This window comes from Streptomyces sp. NPDC026301 (assembly GCF_055567935.1).
In genome coordinates, this window is record NZ_JBVHPN010000006.1 from 150,393 (window position 1) to 163,031 (window position 12,639).

The 12,639-nt window shown below is 71.1% G+C and carries 10 protein-coding genes; 5 read left to right on the top strand and 5 right to left on the bottom strand.

Translation table 11 applies throughout. The features are described 5' to 3' along the window. Window positions 1–96: 96 nt before the first annotated feature. A complete protein-coding gene (locus tag ACZ4MH_RS12345; protein ID WP_351591017.1) occupies window positions 97–1,761 on the bottom strand; it encodes a class I adenylate-forming enzyme family protein in 1,665 nt (554 codons plus the stop codon). Further along, window positions 1,758–2,714 carry a cyclase family protein gene (locus ACZ4MH_RS12350; protein WP_351591020.1) on the bottom strand — a complete coding sequence of 319 codons (957 nt, stop codon included), beginning with the start codon at window positions 2,712–2,714 and terminating at the stop codon, window positions 1,758–1,760. Before ACZ4MH_RS12350 ends, ACZ4MH_RS12345 begins: the two co-directional genes overlap by 4 nt. Before the next feature lie 259 nt (window positions 2,715–2,973). Here ACZ4MH_RS12350 and ACZ4MH_RS12355 point away from each other — a divergent pair, with 259 nt between their 5' ends. Continuing rightward, the gene (locus ACZ4MH_RS12355) at window positions 2,974–3,795 is read left to right on the top strand and encodes a helix-turn-helix domain-containing protein (RefSeq protein WP_351591023.1); all 822 of its coding nucleotides are present in this window, start codon (window positions 2,974–2,976) and stop codon (window positions 3,793–3,795) included. Continuing rightward, complete coding sequence (locus ACZ4MH_RS12360; RefSeq protein WP_351591026.1) at window positions 3,792–3,986, top strand: DUF397 domain-containing protein; 195 nt, start codon at window positions 3,792–3,794, stop codon at window positions 3,984–3,986. Before ACZ4MH_RS12355 ends, ACZ4MH_RS12360 begins: the two co-directional genes overlap by 4 nt. On the opposite strand, the gene ACZ4MH_RS12365 is transcribed toward ACZ4MH_RS12360, so the two are convergent. Continuing rightward, window positions 3,955–5,031, bottom strand: a complete 1,077-nt coding sequence (locus ACZ4MH_RS12365) for a phosphotransacetylase (RefSeq protein WP_351591029.1) — start codon at window positions 5,029–5,031, stop codon at window positions 3,955–3,957. The two genes, ACZ4MH_RS12360 and ACZ4MH_RS12365, sit on opposite strands and share 32 nt — an antisense overlap. A 345-nt stretch (window positions 5,032–5,376) precedes the next feature. Beyond that, a complete protein-coding gene (gene xsc / locus ACZ4MH_RS12370) occupies window positions 5,377–7,185 on the bottom strand; it encodes a sulfoacetaldehyde acetyltransferase (RefSeq protein ID WP_351591032.1) in 1,809 nt (602 codons plus the stop codon). Window positions 7,186–7,360: 175 nt separating this feature from the next. Here xsc and ACZ4MH_RS12375 point away from each other — a divergent pair, with 175 nt between their 5' ends. From ACZ4MH_RS12375 to ACZ4MH_RS12385, 3 genes are all read left to right on the top strand, one after another. Continuing rightward, on the top strand, window positions 7,361–8,257 hold the full coding sequence (locus ACZ4MH_RS12375) for an IclR family transcriptional regulator (protein WP_351591035.1): 897 nt from the start codon (window positions 7,361–7,363) through the stop codon (window positions 8,255–8,257). Window positions 8,258–8,332: 75 nt separating this feature from the next. Then, window positions 8,333–9,322, top strand: a complete 990-nt coding sequence (locus ACZ4MH_RS12380) for an AAA family ATPase (RefSeq protein WP_351591038.1) — start codon at window positions 8,333–8,335, stop codon at window positions 9,320–9,322. Beyond that, window positions 9,319–11,046, top strand: coding sequence for a cobaltochelatase CobT-related protein (locus ACZ4MH_RS12385; protein ID WP_351591041.1), 1,728 nt, complete (start codon window positions 9,319–9,321; stop codon window positions 11,044–11,046). The genes ACZ4MH_RS12380 and ACZ4MH_RS12385 overlap by 4 nt, the downstream gene beginning before the upstream one ends. A 4-nt stretch (window positions 11,047–11,050) precedes the next feature. Here ACZ4MH_RS12385 and pdxR read toward each other — a convergent pair whose 3' ends face one another. Further along, window positions 11,051–12,553 (bottom strand): MocR-like pyridoxine biosynthesis transcription factor PdxR, encoded by a 1,503-nt coding sequence (pdxR, locus tag ACZ4MH_RS12390; protein WP_351591044.1) that lies wholly within the window; start codon window positions 12,551–12,553, stop codon window positions 11,051–11,053. Between the last annotated feature and the right edge of the window lie 86 nt (window positions 12,554–12,639).

The following is a 12,639-nucleotide window of genomic DNA, read 5'->3' on the forward strand; positions in this document are numbered from 1 at the left end:
CCGGCGGGGGTGACAGGGGGCGACGCCGGGCCAGGGAAGAGAGTGACCCGTCGCAATTTCCGGTGTCGAACATCGACGTTTCGGCGACGTTTCGCGTTACCCCGGCGTTTCCCGCAGTTCCCGGCGCAGGATCTTCCCCGTGGCCGTTTTCGGCAGATCATCCAGGAAGGATATGGAACGCGGGTATTTGTAGGCCGCCATCTGCTCCTTGCAGTACCCGATCAGCTCCTCCTCCGTGACGGACGCACCCCGTTTGACGGACACGAACGCCTTCACCGTCTCGCCCCGGTACGCGTCCGGCACGCCGACCACCGCCGCCTCGCGCACCGCCGGATGGCCGTACAGCACGTCCTCCACCTCGCGCGGCCACACCTTGTACCCGGCCGCGTTGATCATGTCCTTCTTACGGTCCACCAGGTAGAACCAGCCCTCGGCGTCCATGAAGCCGACGTCGCCGGTGCGCAGCTCACCGCCAGGCAGCGCCGCGGCGCTGGCCTCGGGCTTGTTCCAGTACCCGGGCACGACCTGCGGCCCCGACGTGGCGATCTCGCCGGTCTCCCCGACCGGCACCTCCGCCCCGTCCTCGTCGAGGATGCGCACGACCGTGTTGAACACCGGCACGCCCACGGACAGCGCGCCGGAGACCGGGTCGACGGGCGCCTGCGCGCCGAGCGGAACGGCGTGCGAGGGCGAGTTCGTCTCCGTCAGCCCGTAGATGTTGTGGATGTACCGCCCGGTCGCCTTCTCGAACCGCTCGTTGACGGCCGGGGCGATGGGCGCGCCGCCGGAGTAGACGACGCGCAGCGAGGAGAAGTCGTCCCGGCTCGCCTCCGGGGCGCCGGCCAGGCTGATGAAGACGGTGATGGCGCCGACCGTGAAGGTCGGCCGGTGCTCGCGCAGCGCGTCCAGGACGACGCCCGGGTGGAAGCGGTGCGCGAGGACCAGCGGGCAGGGCAGCAGCAGGGCGAGCGCGAGATGTCCGATGAGCCCGGTGATGTGAAAGAGCGGCGCGACGCCGAGAATGCTGTCCGCGTCCGTCAGCCGCATCCAGTCCCGATACGTACAGGCGTTGAACAGCATCGTGCCGTGCGTGTTCAGCGCGCCCTTGGGCTCTCCGGTGGTGCCGGAGGTGTAAGTGAGGACGGCGATGTCGGCCGGGGCGGGCGACGCGGGGGCCGGGGTGCGGCCCGCGTAACGGTCGACGAGGGTACGGAGGTCGAGCGTGCCCCGGGGGCGGGCCCGCCGCGCACCGTCGAACAACCGCGGGTCGTCCCGGGTCTGCCAGTCCAGCGGCGAACAGGTGACGACGGTGGCGACCTGCGTGGCACCGCCGCCGATGACGTCCCTGGCCACGCCCTCGTACAGCTCGTCCAGGCACAGCAGCGCGCTCGCGCCGGAGTCGACGAGCAGGTACCGCAGCTCGCGCGTCTTGTTCATCGGGTTGACGGCGACCGCGGCGCCGCCGGCCTTCCAGGCGGCGAGCAGCCCGATGACGAAGGCCGGGCCGTTCTGGAGGTACAGCGCGAGCCGGTCGCCGGGCGCGAAACCGTGCTCGGCCAGGGCGACGGCGAGCGCGTCGGAGGCGGCGTCGAGGTCCGCGAGAGTGAGCACGCCGTCGAAGTACCGGATCGCCTCGGCACCGGGGGCACGGGCGACGGAGGCCCGGAAGGCGTGCAGGAGGGTGGGGTGTTCGGGAGTGATGTCGGCCGGGGTCCCCTCGGCGTACCGCGCCAGCCACGGGCGCTCCCTGTACCCACTCACTTGATCACCACGGGGTTGACGGGGGCGCCGGTGGCACGGTGCACCTTCAGCGGCGCCGCGGTGTAGAGGAAGGTGTACCGGCCGTCCTCCGCACAGCTCGCGGCGAGTTTCTCCAGGTCGCAGATCTCGGTGAGGGTGATACCGAGGTTGCGCATCAGGGCGCAGTGCAGGGGCAGCGCGAAGCCGGTCTCGGGCTCGACGGTCCGCTCGTTCGCGATGGTGTCCGTGACGAGGTTGGGGATTTCCTTCTCCTGGAACCACCGCACCAGCTCGGGGCTGTACGTCAGCCCCGGCTCGCAGAAGTCCTCGTAGAACGCATCCCCCTGCTCATGGAACAGCTCCAGGAAGTTCGTACGGATCAGGAGGATGTCGCGCGGCTCGATGGCGGCGCCTTGCGCCTCGGCGCAGGCTTCCAGGTCCTCATGGGTGAAGGACTCGCCCTTCTCCAGGTTCTTCTTGCCGCGGAAGCGCGCCATGTCCAGGAGGATGCCGCGACCGGCCACACCGCGCTCGGCGATCGGCTCGACGCTGGCCTTGTCCAACCCGCCGACCGTCGTCCGGGCGTCGTAGCCGTTCCAGATCTGGCCGCCGTACCAGACATGACCGAGCGCGTCGTACTGCGTGGACCCCTGCAGAAAGGCGTCGATCTTGTCGTCGGCGTAGTGCAGGCCGCCGGGGGCGGCGGGGGCGTCGGCGCCGTCCCAGCTCGACTCGTCCATGATCATGGTGCGCTCGGCGGGCGACCGGCCCGGCCACACGGGGTCGCCCTTCGGGTCCCCGATCAGCCGCTGCAGGGTGAAGACCTGCCCGGAGCGGATGTGCGCCGCACCGCGCAGCACCTCGGCCGCGTCGAGGTAGTTCAGCGCGCCCACTTCGTCGTCCGGGCCCCACTTGCCCCAGTTGGTGGGGGCGTCGCGGAGGAGTTCTTCCATGGTCGTGATGTCGGTCGTCATCGCTCACGCCTTCCTCAGGCACACAGGTACCGACCAACCGCCCGGTTTGACAGTGTGCTGGATACTGTGGATCAGCTTTCAACTACCCGTCAACGGGTCCTGACTATACGAAAACCGATCAAGGTGAGCGGCGACATGTTCGACTCCGAACTTGCCAGTGACAATTGACGACTTCGGAGAGTAAGCGTCACGCTGCGTGTCTAGCCTGGTCAGGTCGGCGCACTTCCGTGTTGCGCCAGTCCACCGGGGGTGCGTGGGAATGGGAAATGACAACGGCGAGCGGCCCGCCATCTGGGTCGGCTACGGAAAGTTGCTGAAGCTCTTCCGCGAGCGGGCCTGTCTGACTCAGCAGCAACTCGCCGAAGCGGTGGACTACTCGCACGAGCACGTGGCATCCGTGGAGCAGGGCAGACGTCCGGCGAAAGCCGTATTCACGGAGGCGTTGGAGGGCGTGCTGGACGCGGGCGGAACGCTGTGGGCGTTGCAGGAGCAGGTGGAGCTGGCGAAATTCCCCGCGTTCTTCCAGAACTTCGCCCGGCTGGAGGCGGAGGCGGTGAGCCGGTTCTCGTACGACCCGATCGTTGTGCCCGGCCTGCTCCAGACCGAGGCGTACGCACAGAGCCTGCTCTACGCGCAGTATCCGCCGCTGGACGACGAGACTGTGGAGCAGCGCGCTTCCGCCCGCCTCGCCCGGCAGTCCCTGCTCACGCGCAAGAAGCCGCCGCTGGCGCTGTCGTTCATCATCGAGGAGGCCGTGCTGCGCCGCACGGTGGGAGGCGCGGCGGTCATGAAAGCCCAGCTCGAAAAGTTGCTGGAGTGCGGGCAGCTTCGCAACGTCGACATCCAGATCCTGCTGACGTCCGTCACCGAGCACAGCGGGCTCAACGGAGGGCCCATGGTCCTCGTCGAGACCTCGGACCACAGGCAGGCCGTCTACCTGGAATCCCATGGCGTCAGCACGACGGTTTTCGACCGCGCGCGGGTCAGTGAACTGTGGATGAGCTATGGCATGCTGCGCTCGCAGGCTCTGGATCCTGAAAAGTCTGCGCGACTCATCGAACGCGTGGCAGGGGAACTATGAACACCAACCTCGTTTGGTTCAAGAGCAGTTACAGCGGCCCCAACGGGGGCGACTGCGTCGAGGTCGCGGGGGCGCCCGGCACGGATATCGTTCACGTACGCGACTCGAAGGCTATACCGGGGCCCGAGCTGCGCGTTACGCACGCGTCGTGGGCCGCGTTCATCGCGTACGCGAAGGAAGCTTCCGGCTGACGGTCGCCTGGACGCCCGTGGCCAGGGCGAGCGCGGCGATGTCCGGGCCCGTGCAGCCGCGTGAGAGGTCGTGCAGGGGGGCCGCCAGGCCCTGGAGGAGCGGGCCGATGGCGGTCGCGCCGCCGAGCCGTTGGGCGATCTTGTACCCGATGTTGCCGGCGGCCAGCCCCGGGAAGATGAAGGTGTTGGCCTGCCCCGCGACCGGTGAGGCGGGGGCCTTGGCGCGGCCGATCGCGGGCACGGCGGCGGCGTCGTACTGCAGGTCGCCGTCCACCTCCAGCTCCGGATCGGCGGTGCGGAGCTGGAGTACCGCCTCGCGTACCCGGTCGACCTGCGGGTGCTGGGCGCTGCCCTTAGTACTGAAGGAGAGCAGCGCCAACCGCGGCCGGTCGCCGGTCAGTTCCTGGTACGTGGTGGCCGTGGCCCGGGCGATGTCGGCGAGCTCTCTGGCGGTGGGATCCACCACGACGGCGCAGTCGCCGTACCCGAGGGTGCGGCCGTCGGGCAGCACCATCAGGAAGCTGCTGGAGAGGGTGCGGATGCCGGGGGCGAGGCCGACGACGTAGAGGCCGGCGCGCAGCACATCGGCGGTGGGCCGGTCGCTGCCCGCCACGCAGCCGTCCACGTCGCCGAGGCGGAGCGCGGTGGCGGCGAGGAAGAGGGGGTCGGCGGCCAGTTCGCGGCGGTCGCGCGAGGAGAGGCGGCGGCGTGCGTTCAGCGCCTCGGCGAGCGCGTCGGCGCAGCGGGGGTCGGCGGCGAGTCGGGCCGGGTCGAGGATGTCGAGCCGGTCGGGGTCCTCGGGGAGCTTGAGGTCGAGGTCGGCGGCGAGTTCGCGGATGCGGGCGGGGTCGCCGGTGAGGACCGGGGTGACGGCTCGTTGTTCCGCGAGGCGGGCGGCGGCCCAGAGGACGCGGGGGTCGGTGGCTTCGGGGAGGGCGATGCGAGGTTTGTTGGTCGCGGCCGTGCGGAGGCGGTCGGCCCAGGAGTCGATCAGTGCCTGGGCGGGGCCGCGCTCCTCCGCTGGGGCGAGGGGGTCGATGAGCATGTGCGGCTCCTTCGGTGGCTGGGGGGAGGTAGAGGCGGGGCTGCCCACGGCGGGCCAGGGGCGCGGGGAACTGCGCGAACGGCCACGACGGTGGCGCACCCGCCAACGGCGAACCCGGGGCACCCCGGACGGCGATCGCCGGAACCCCCGGGCCGCAGGCCCACCCGGCGCCGCGCGCGTTGAGGGTCACGCGCGGCACCGGAGCGATAGAGGTACGGCCACCGCCGCCCGATCAGGGCAGCCGGGCGGCGGCAGCCGCACCCGGTGGACGCCGTCCGCACGGCGTCCACCAGCACGTACCGGCGGAGGCGGGCCGTCGCAAACCCGGCCCCTCACCGGCCCCCGTCAGACGTAGTCCTGGTACTTCTCCAGGTACCGGACCGGCTTCTGCAGCGCGTCGCGGCGGAACGGGTCGCCGAGTTCACGCGTGCACATGATCTCGATGACCGTGGTCTTACCCTCGTTCATCTGCGCGTCGATGGCCTGCTTCAGGGCCGGGCCGACGTCGTCCAGCTTCTCCACGACGATGCCCTCGGCGCCCATCGCCTGCGCGATGCCGGCGAAGGACTCGCTCTCCAGCTCGCCCGCGACGAACCGGCGGTTGTAGAAGTCGACCTGGTTCTTCTTCTCGGCGCCCCACTGGCGGTTGTGGAAGACCACCGCGGTGACCGGGATGTCATGGCGTACGGCGGTCATGATCTCGACCATGCTCATGCCCCAGGCGCCGTCACCCGCGTACGCGATGGCGGGCCGGTCCATCGCGGCGGCCTTGGCGCCGATGATGGTGGGCAGCGCGTAACCGCAGTTGCCGAAGGACATCGGCGCGAAGAAGGAGCGCGGCTCCTCGAAGCGCAGGTAGCTGTGGGCGACGGAGTTGATGTTGCCGATGTCGGTGGAGACCATCACCCGCGGCGGCATGGCCTTCTCCAGCTCGCGCAGGACCTGGCGCGGGTGCAGCCACTCGCCGTCCTCCTGCTCCTGCTCGGCGATCATGTCGAGGCTGTACTGGTCGGTCTCGTGGGTCCAGTCGGAGAGCTCCTGCTCCCACTCGTCCTTCTCCGCCTTGGTCTTCGCGGCACGCTCCTCGCGGGTGGCGTCGCAGGCGAGGGTGCGGTCCGCCAGCCGGTCGGTCAGCGCCGCGGCAGCGGCCTTCGCGTCGCCGCAGATGCCGACGGTGATCTTCTTGACCAGGCCGAGCATCTTGTGGTCGGCGTCGATCTGGATGATCTTCGCGTTCTTGGGCCAGTAGTCCATGCCGTGCTGCGGCAGGGTGCCGAAGGGGCCGAGGCGGGTGCCGAGCGCGACCACCACGTCCGCCTGCGAGATCAGCTTCATCGCGGCCTTGGAGCCCTGGTAACCGAGCGGGCCGCACCACTGCGGGTGGCTCGCGGGGAAGCTGTCGTTGTGCTGGTAGCTGTTGACGACCGGCGCGCCGAGCCGCTCGGCGAGCGCCTTGCACTCCTCCACGCCGTCGGCCATGACCACGCCGCCGCCGGAGATGATCACCGGGAATTCGGCGGTGGCGAGCAGCTCGGCGGCCTCGGCCAGGCTCTTCTCGCCGCCGGGGCCGCGGTCCAGCTTCTGCGGTTCGGGGATCTCGGTCTCGATCTCGCCGTAGAAGTGGTCGCGCGGGATGTTCAGCTGGGTCGGGCCGATCTCGGAGTGGGCCCGGTCGAAGGCGCGCGCGGTGTACTCCGCCATCCGCTTGGGGTTGTTCACGTGCGCCTGGTACTTGGTGAACTCCTGGAACATCGGGAGCTGGTTGGCTTCCTGGAAGCCGCCCAGGCCGGTGCCCATGGTCCCCGCCTCGGGGGTGATCATCACGACCGGGCTGTGCGCCCAGTACGCGGCGGCGATCGCGGTGACGCAGTTGCTGATGCCGGGGCCGTTCTGGCCGATGACGACGCCGTGCCGGCCGCTGACCCGGGCGTAGCCGTCGGCCATGTGGGCCGCGCCCTGCTCGTGGACCACCGGGACCAGGCGGATGCCGGCCGGCGCGAAGATGTCCATGGCGTCCATGAAGGCCGAGCCCATGATGCCGAAGATGTCGGTCACCCCGTTGGACACGAGGGTCTCGACGAAAGCCTCCGAGGGCGTCATCTTCTGCTGCCCGCTGACGACGGTACGGCCGTCACCCGTCTGCTTCTCGCTCATCGTTCCACTCCTTCGACACGCCGGGAGGCAGGGGAGGCGCGACGTGCAACCCCGCATGGGGCCACCTGCGCCAATAATCGGTACGTGGCGTTCCTGAAATCAGGATCTGGCTGGACCATAAGCGGGCTCGTCGCGGCCGTCAACGATCCGTTCAGGAAAACGAGACGGTGGTAGCTTGTTTCTGGAATCCGACCCGGATTACGACTGGTACACGTACAGCCCTGGAGGTACCGTGGTCCCGCCACGCGAGTCCGATCCCGGCGCGGTGAACGGCGACACGCCGACCATGCGCCTCTTCTCCCTGCTCGAACTGATCGCCGCCAAGGACCAGTTGGTCTCGTTGCAGGGGCTGGTCGAGGAGACCGGGCTGCCCAAGCCCACGCTGCACCGGATGCTCCAGCAGCTGGAGAGCGCGGGCCTGCTGATCCGGCAGAGCGACGGGCGGCACTACGGCACCGGCCACCGGCTGCGCCGGCTCGCCGAGAACCTCCTCCTCAACGCCACCCACCACGGCGCGCGCCACACCGTCCTGCGCCGCCTGGTCGAGGAGCTGGGCGAGAGCTGCAACATCACCACGCTCTCCGGCAACGAGGTGGTCTACCTCGACCGCGTGGAGACCCCGGAGCCGCTCCGCTTCTACCTCCGGCCCGGCTCCCGGGTGCCCACGCACTGCTCGGCCAGCGGCAAGATGATCATGTCCCAGATGAGCCCGGCACAGCGCCGCAAGCTGCTCGCACACGCCCCGCTCAAGCCGTACACGGCGAAGACGATCACCGACCTGGACGCCATGGAGGAGGAGTTCAAGCGCATCCGGCGGGACGGCTTCGCGCTGGACGACGAGGAGTTCCTGCCGGGTCTGGTGTGTGTGGCGGTGCTGGTACCGGCGGTGGGCGGCGGGCGCTCCAACATGTGCGTCGCGGTCCAGGCGCCGGTCATGCGGCTGACCGCCGACAAGGCGCTGTCACTGCTGCCCGCGCTGCAGCGCGCCGCGGACGCGATCGGCCGCATCGAGGCGGAGGGCACACCGGAGGACGCCGCCGAGGACTTCTCCGAGGGGAGTGCCGCCTCCTGACACCGGCCGCTGACACCGGCCGCCTCCTGAAAGGGGGCTCACCGCCCCACCCGTCACGCAAAGGAGCCCCCGCACATGACGACCGGTCCTGGTACTCCCCCGGCCCCGGACGGGCCCGACACCACCGTCGCCGTCAAGGACGTCTTCGGCATCGACTCCCCGCTCACCGTCCCCGCGTACCGCGAGCCCACCGCGTACGTGCCCGAGGTGGACACCGCGTACCGCTTCCAGCCCGATGTCACCCTGGCGCTGCTCGCCGGGTTCGCACGCAACCGCCGCGTGCTGGTCCAGGGCCTGCACGGGACCGGTAAGTCCAGCCACATCGAGCAGGTGGCCGCGCGGCTCAACTGGCCCTGCGTACGCGTCAACCTCGACGGCCACCTCAGCCGCCCGGACCTGATCGGCAGGGACGCGGTGGTGCTGCGCGACGGGCAGCAGGTGACGGAGTTCCAGGAGGGCATCGTGCCCTGGGCGCTGCAGCGGCCGATGGCGCTGATCCTGGACGAGTACGACGCGGGGCGCCCGGACGTGATGTTCGTTCTGCAGCGGATGCTGGAGAGCGACGGGAAGCTGACCCTGCTGGACCGGAACAGCGTCCTCGCGCCGCACCCCGCCTTCCGGCTCTTCGCCACCGCCAACACGGTCGGCCTCGGCAACCTCAACGGCCTCTACCACGGCGCCCAGCGGCTGAACCACGCGCAGATCGACCGCTGGCACGTCGTCGCCGCGCTCGACCACCTCCCCGCCGAGGAGGAGGCCGCGATCGTCCGCTCCCGCGTCCCCTCCCTCGCCGACGAGAACGGCCGCGCGCTGGTCGCGGCCATGGTGGCCGTCGCGGGCCTGACCCGCCATGGCTTCCGGGCCGGCGACCTGTCCACGCTGATGTCCCCCCGTACGGTCATCACCTGGGCCGAGAACACCGAGATATTCGGCGACCCGGCGCCCGCCTTCCGGCTGTCCTTCCTCAACAAGTGCGACGAGGCCGAACGCCCGCTGGTGGCCGAGTACTTCCAGCGCTGCTTCGACCGCGAGCTGCCCGAGTCCTACGCGTTGGCGGCGACATGACGGGGACGGGACCGCAGGCCGCGGTGCGCCGCCGGCAGCAGGCGGAGGAGCTGTGCGCGGCAGCCGTACGGGCGCTGAGCGCGGACCCCGAGGTGCACTACCGCGGCGGGCGGCCCTACCGCGGCCTGCGCCCGGTCCCGGTCCACGCGCCACACGCCCGGCCCTCCCCCGACGACCCCGACTTCGCCTCCCGGCGCGGCGCCGCCGACGGCCTGGCGCTGCGGCTGCGCGGCTCCGACCCCCGCCTGCACGCCGAACTGTGCCCGGCGGACCCGGCCGCGCGCCTGGTCTTCGAGCTGCTGGAACAGTTCCGTACGGAGTCGATGGCGCCGCCCCCGCTGTCCGGCGTACGCACCAACCTCCGCCACCGCTTCACCCGCTGGTCCCGCGCGTGCGAGGAGTCCGGCCTCACCGAGACCGCCCGCGGCCTGCTGCTCTTCACGGTCGCGCACGTCGCGCGCTCCCGGATCACCGGCGAGCCGGTCCCGGCGCACGCGGAGGACCCCATCGAGGCCACCCGCGCCGCGCTCGCCCCGCTGACCGGCCACGACCTGGCCGCGCTGCGCCGGTACCGCGCCGACCAGCCCGCCTTCGCACCGCACGCGCTGTCCCTGGCCCGCACGATCGCCGACCTGCTGGCGACAACCGACGGCCCGGGCCCCAAGGACGACGCGGAGGACGCTCCCGAGGAGGAGGACGACCTCTCCCCCTTCACCGCCCTCCTCGACCTCGACTCCGACGCCGAATCCGGCGAGGAGACCGCCACCGCCGCGTCAGGACGCAGCCGGGTCCTGGCCGACGACCCCGGCGGCTACCGCGTCTTCACCACCGCCTACGACCGCGAGGCACCCGCCGCCACGCTCGTCCGCCCCGAACTGCTGCGCGAGTACCGGGACCGCCTGGACCGCCGCATCGCCGCTCAGGGCGTCAACGTCCCCCGCCTCGCCCGCGCGCTGCAACTGCTGCTCGCCACCCGCGCGCCGGACGGCTGGGACGGCGGCCAGGAGTCCGGCCACATCGACGGCGGCCGCCTCACTCAGCTGATCACTTCCCCCACCGAGCGCCGGCTCTTCCGTACCGAACGCACGGCCCCGGTGGCCGACGCGCTGGTCACCTTCCTCATCGACTGCTCGGGCTCGATGAAGGAGCACGCCGAGTCCGTGGCGATGCTGGTGGACGTGTTCGCCCGGGCCCTGGACCAGGCCGGCGCGGCCTGCGAGATCCTCGGCTTCACGACCGGCGCCTGGAACGGCGGCCGGGCCCGCCGCGACTGGCTGCGGGCCGGCCGCCCGCCCCACCCCGGCCGCCTCAACGAACGCTCCCACCTGGTCTTCAAGGACGCCGCCACCCCCTGGCGCCGCGCCCGCCGCGACATCGCGGCCCTCCTCAAGCCCGACCTCTTCCGCGAGGGCATCGACGGCGAGGCGGTCGCCTGGGCCTGCGACCGCGCCCTGGCCGCCCGCCCCGACAGCCGCCGCCTGCTCCTCGTCCTCTCCGACGGCAGCCCCATGGACACCGCCACGAACCTCGCCAACGACCGTCACTACCTCGACCATCACCTCCGCGACACCGTGGCCGCCCTGGACCACTCCGCCGCCGCGGAAATCGCCGGCATAGGCGTCGGCCTCGACCTCAGCCCGTACTACCGCCACTCCCGCGTCCTCGACCTCGCCACGGACACGGGCAACGGCGCCTTCCACGAGGTCCTGAGCCTGATCGGCTGAGCCGTCAGCTCCCCATCGCCCGGTCCACCAACTCCCCCAATATCCGAATCCCCGGGTCGATGGCGCTCAGCTGAGGGGCCGCGAAGCCGATGCGGAAGTGGTGGAGGGGTGGGGTGTCGGAGAGGAAGTAGATGTCGCCCGGTTCGATGAGGACGCCGTGGCGTTGGGCGAGGTCGACCAGGCGGCGGCAGTCGAGGTGTTCGGGGCCGGTCATCCAGAGGCTGACGCCGCCCTGGGAGGGGGTGGTGTGCCAGGGCAGGTGGGTGTTGACGGCCGTGCAGGCGGCTTCCCACTTGCGCATGAGCTGGCCGCGGTAGCGGCGGACCGCGCGGTGGTACTCGCCGGACTGGATCAGGAGGGCCAGCGCACGCTGGGTGTGGCCCGAGGGGTGGCGGACCGAGTAGCGGCGCAGGTCGCGGAGTTCGCGGACGAGTTCCTTGGCGCCGACGAGGTAGCCCATGCGCAGGCCCGGGGCCAGAAACTTGGAGAAGGTGCCCAGGTAGACGACCTGGTCGGTGGTGTCCAGGCCCTTCAGGGCCGGCGTCGGGCTGCCCTGGTAGCGGAACTCGCTGTCGTAGTCGTCCTCGACGATGACCGTGCCGCTCTCGCGGACGAGGGAGAGCAGGTCGCGCCGGCGGCCGATGCCGAGCGTGACGTTGGTGGGGTGATGGTGACTGGGCGTGACGTGCAGCAGGTCGACGCCGGCGAGGGTGGGCGGCGGGGTGAGCCCGGCGGCGGTCACGGGGAGCGGCATCAGGCGGGCGCCGGCGCGCACGAAGATGTGGCGCGCGTCGAGGTATCCGGGGTCCTCGACGGCGACGACGGAGCCGGTGCCGAGGAGGGCGCGGGTGAGGAGGTCCAGGCCCTGCTGGGAGCCGACGGTGACGAGGACCTCCTCGGGGGTGGCCTCGACGCCGCGGGCCGGGAGCAGGCGGCTGCAGACCATCTCGACCAGCAGCGGGTCGTCGAAGGCGATGCTGTCCTGGAGGCTGTAGCGGGCGTGCGGGTGGTAGAGCGCTTCGTTGAGCGCGCGGGACCAGTCGCGGGCGGGGAAGGCCCGCAGGTCGACCTGGCCTGCGAGGAAGGGGTACGGATACTCCGCCCAGTCGGCGCGCTTCTCGATGTGCGGGAGGGTGTCCTCGGGGTGGCCGCGCAGCCGTGCGCGCCAGTCGAAGGGCTCGTGCACGGGGCGCTGCTCGGCGGCGCAGTACGGCCGCATGTCGCGGTTGACGAAGATGCCCTGCCGCACCCGGCTCTCGACGAAGCCCTCGGCGACCAGCTCCTGGTAGGCGGCGTTCACGGTGTTCCGGGAAAGGCCCAGCTCACGGGCCAGTTCGCGGGACGAGGGCAGCCGGTTGCTGGCGTCGATGGTGCCGACGGCGATGCCGTGCTCGATGGCCTTGCGGATCTGGCGGTACAGCGGCTCGGCGGAGTCCCGGTCGATCTCGATCAGTGTGCGTGGAATGCCTGCCTCCTGCGATGGCGGATGGCGGGGGACGTGCTGCACCGGCGCGTGCGGGCGGGCGGGGAGGACCGGCGTGCGGAGGCGGCACTGCCCCCATCGGATTGACCGGATTCGCCTTGTCGTGGGGT

Excerpts from the sequence above, each read along its gene's own strand:
- ACZ4MH_RS12380 (WP_351591038.1), top strand. The coding sequence starts at position 8,333 with ATGACGACCGGTCCTGGTACTCCCCCGGCCCCGGACGGGCCCGACACC.
- xsc (WP_351591032.1), bottom strand. The coding sequence starts at position 7,185 with ATGAGCGAGAAGCAGACGGGTGACGGCCGTACCGTCGTCAGCGGGCAG.
- ACZ4MH_RS12365 (WP_351591029.1), bottom strand. The coding sequence starts at position 5,031 with ATGCTCATCGACCCCCTCGCCCCAGCGGAGGAGCGCGGCCCCGCCCAG.
- ACZ4MH_RS12350 (WP_351591020.1), bottom strand. The coding sequence starts at position 2,714 with ATGACGACCGACATCACGACCATGGAAGAACTCCTCCGCGACGCCCCC.
- ACZ4MH_RS12385 (WP_351591041.1), top strand. The coding sequence starts at position 9,319 with ATGACGGGGACGGGACCGCAGGCCGCGGTGCGCCGCCGGCAGCAGGCG.
- ACZ4MH_RS12360 (WP_351591026.1), top strand. The coding sequence starts at position 3,792 with ATGAACACCAACCTCGTTTGGTTCAAGAGCAGTTACAGCGGCCCCAAC.
- ACZ4MH_RS12355 (WP_351591023.1), top strand. The coding sequence starts at position 2,974 with ATGGGAAATGACAACGGCGAGCGGCCCGCCATCTGGGTCGGCTACGGA.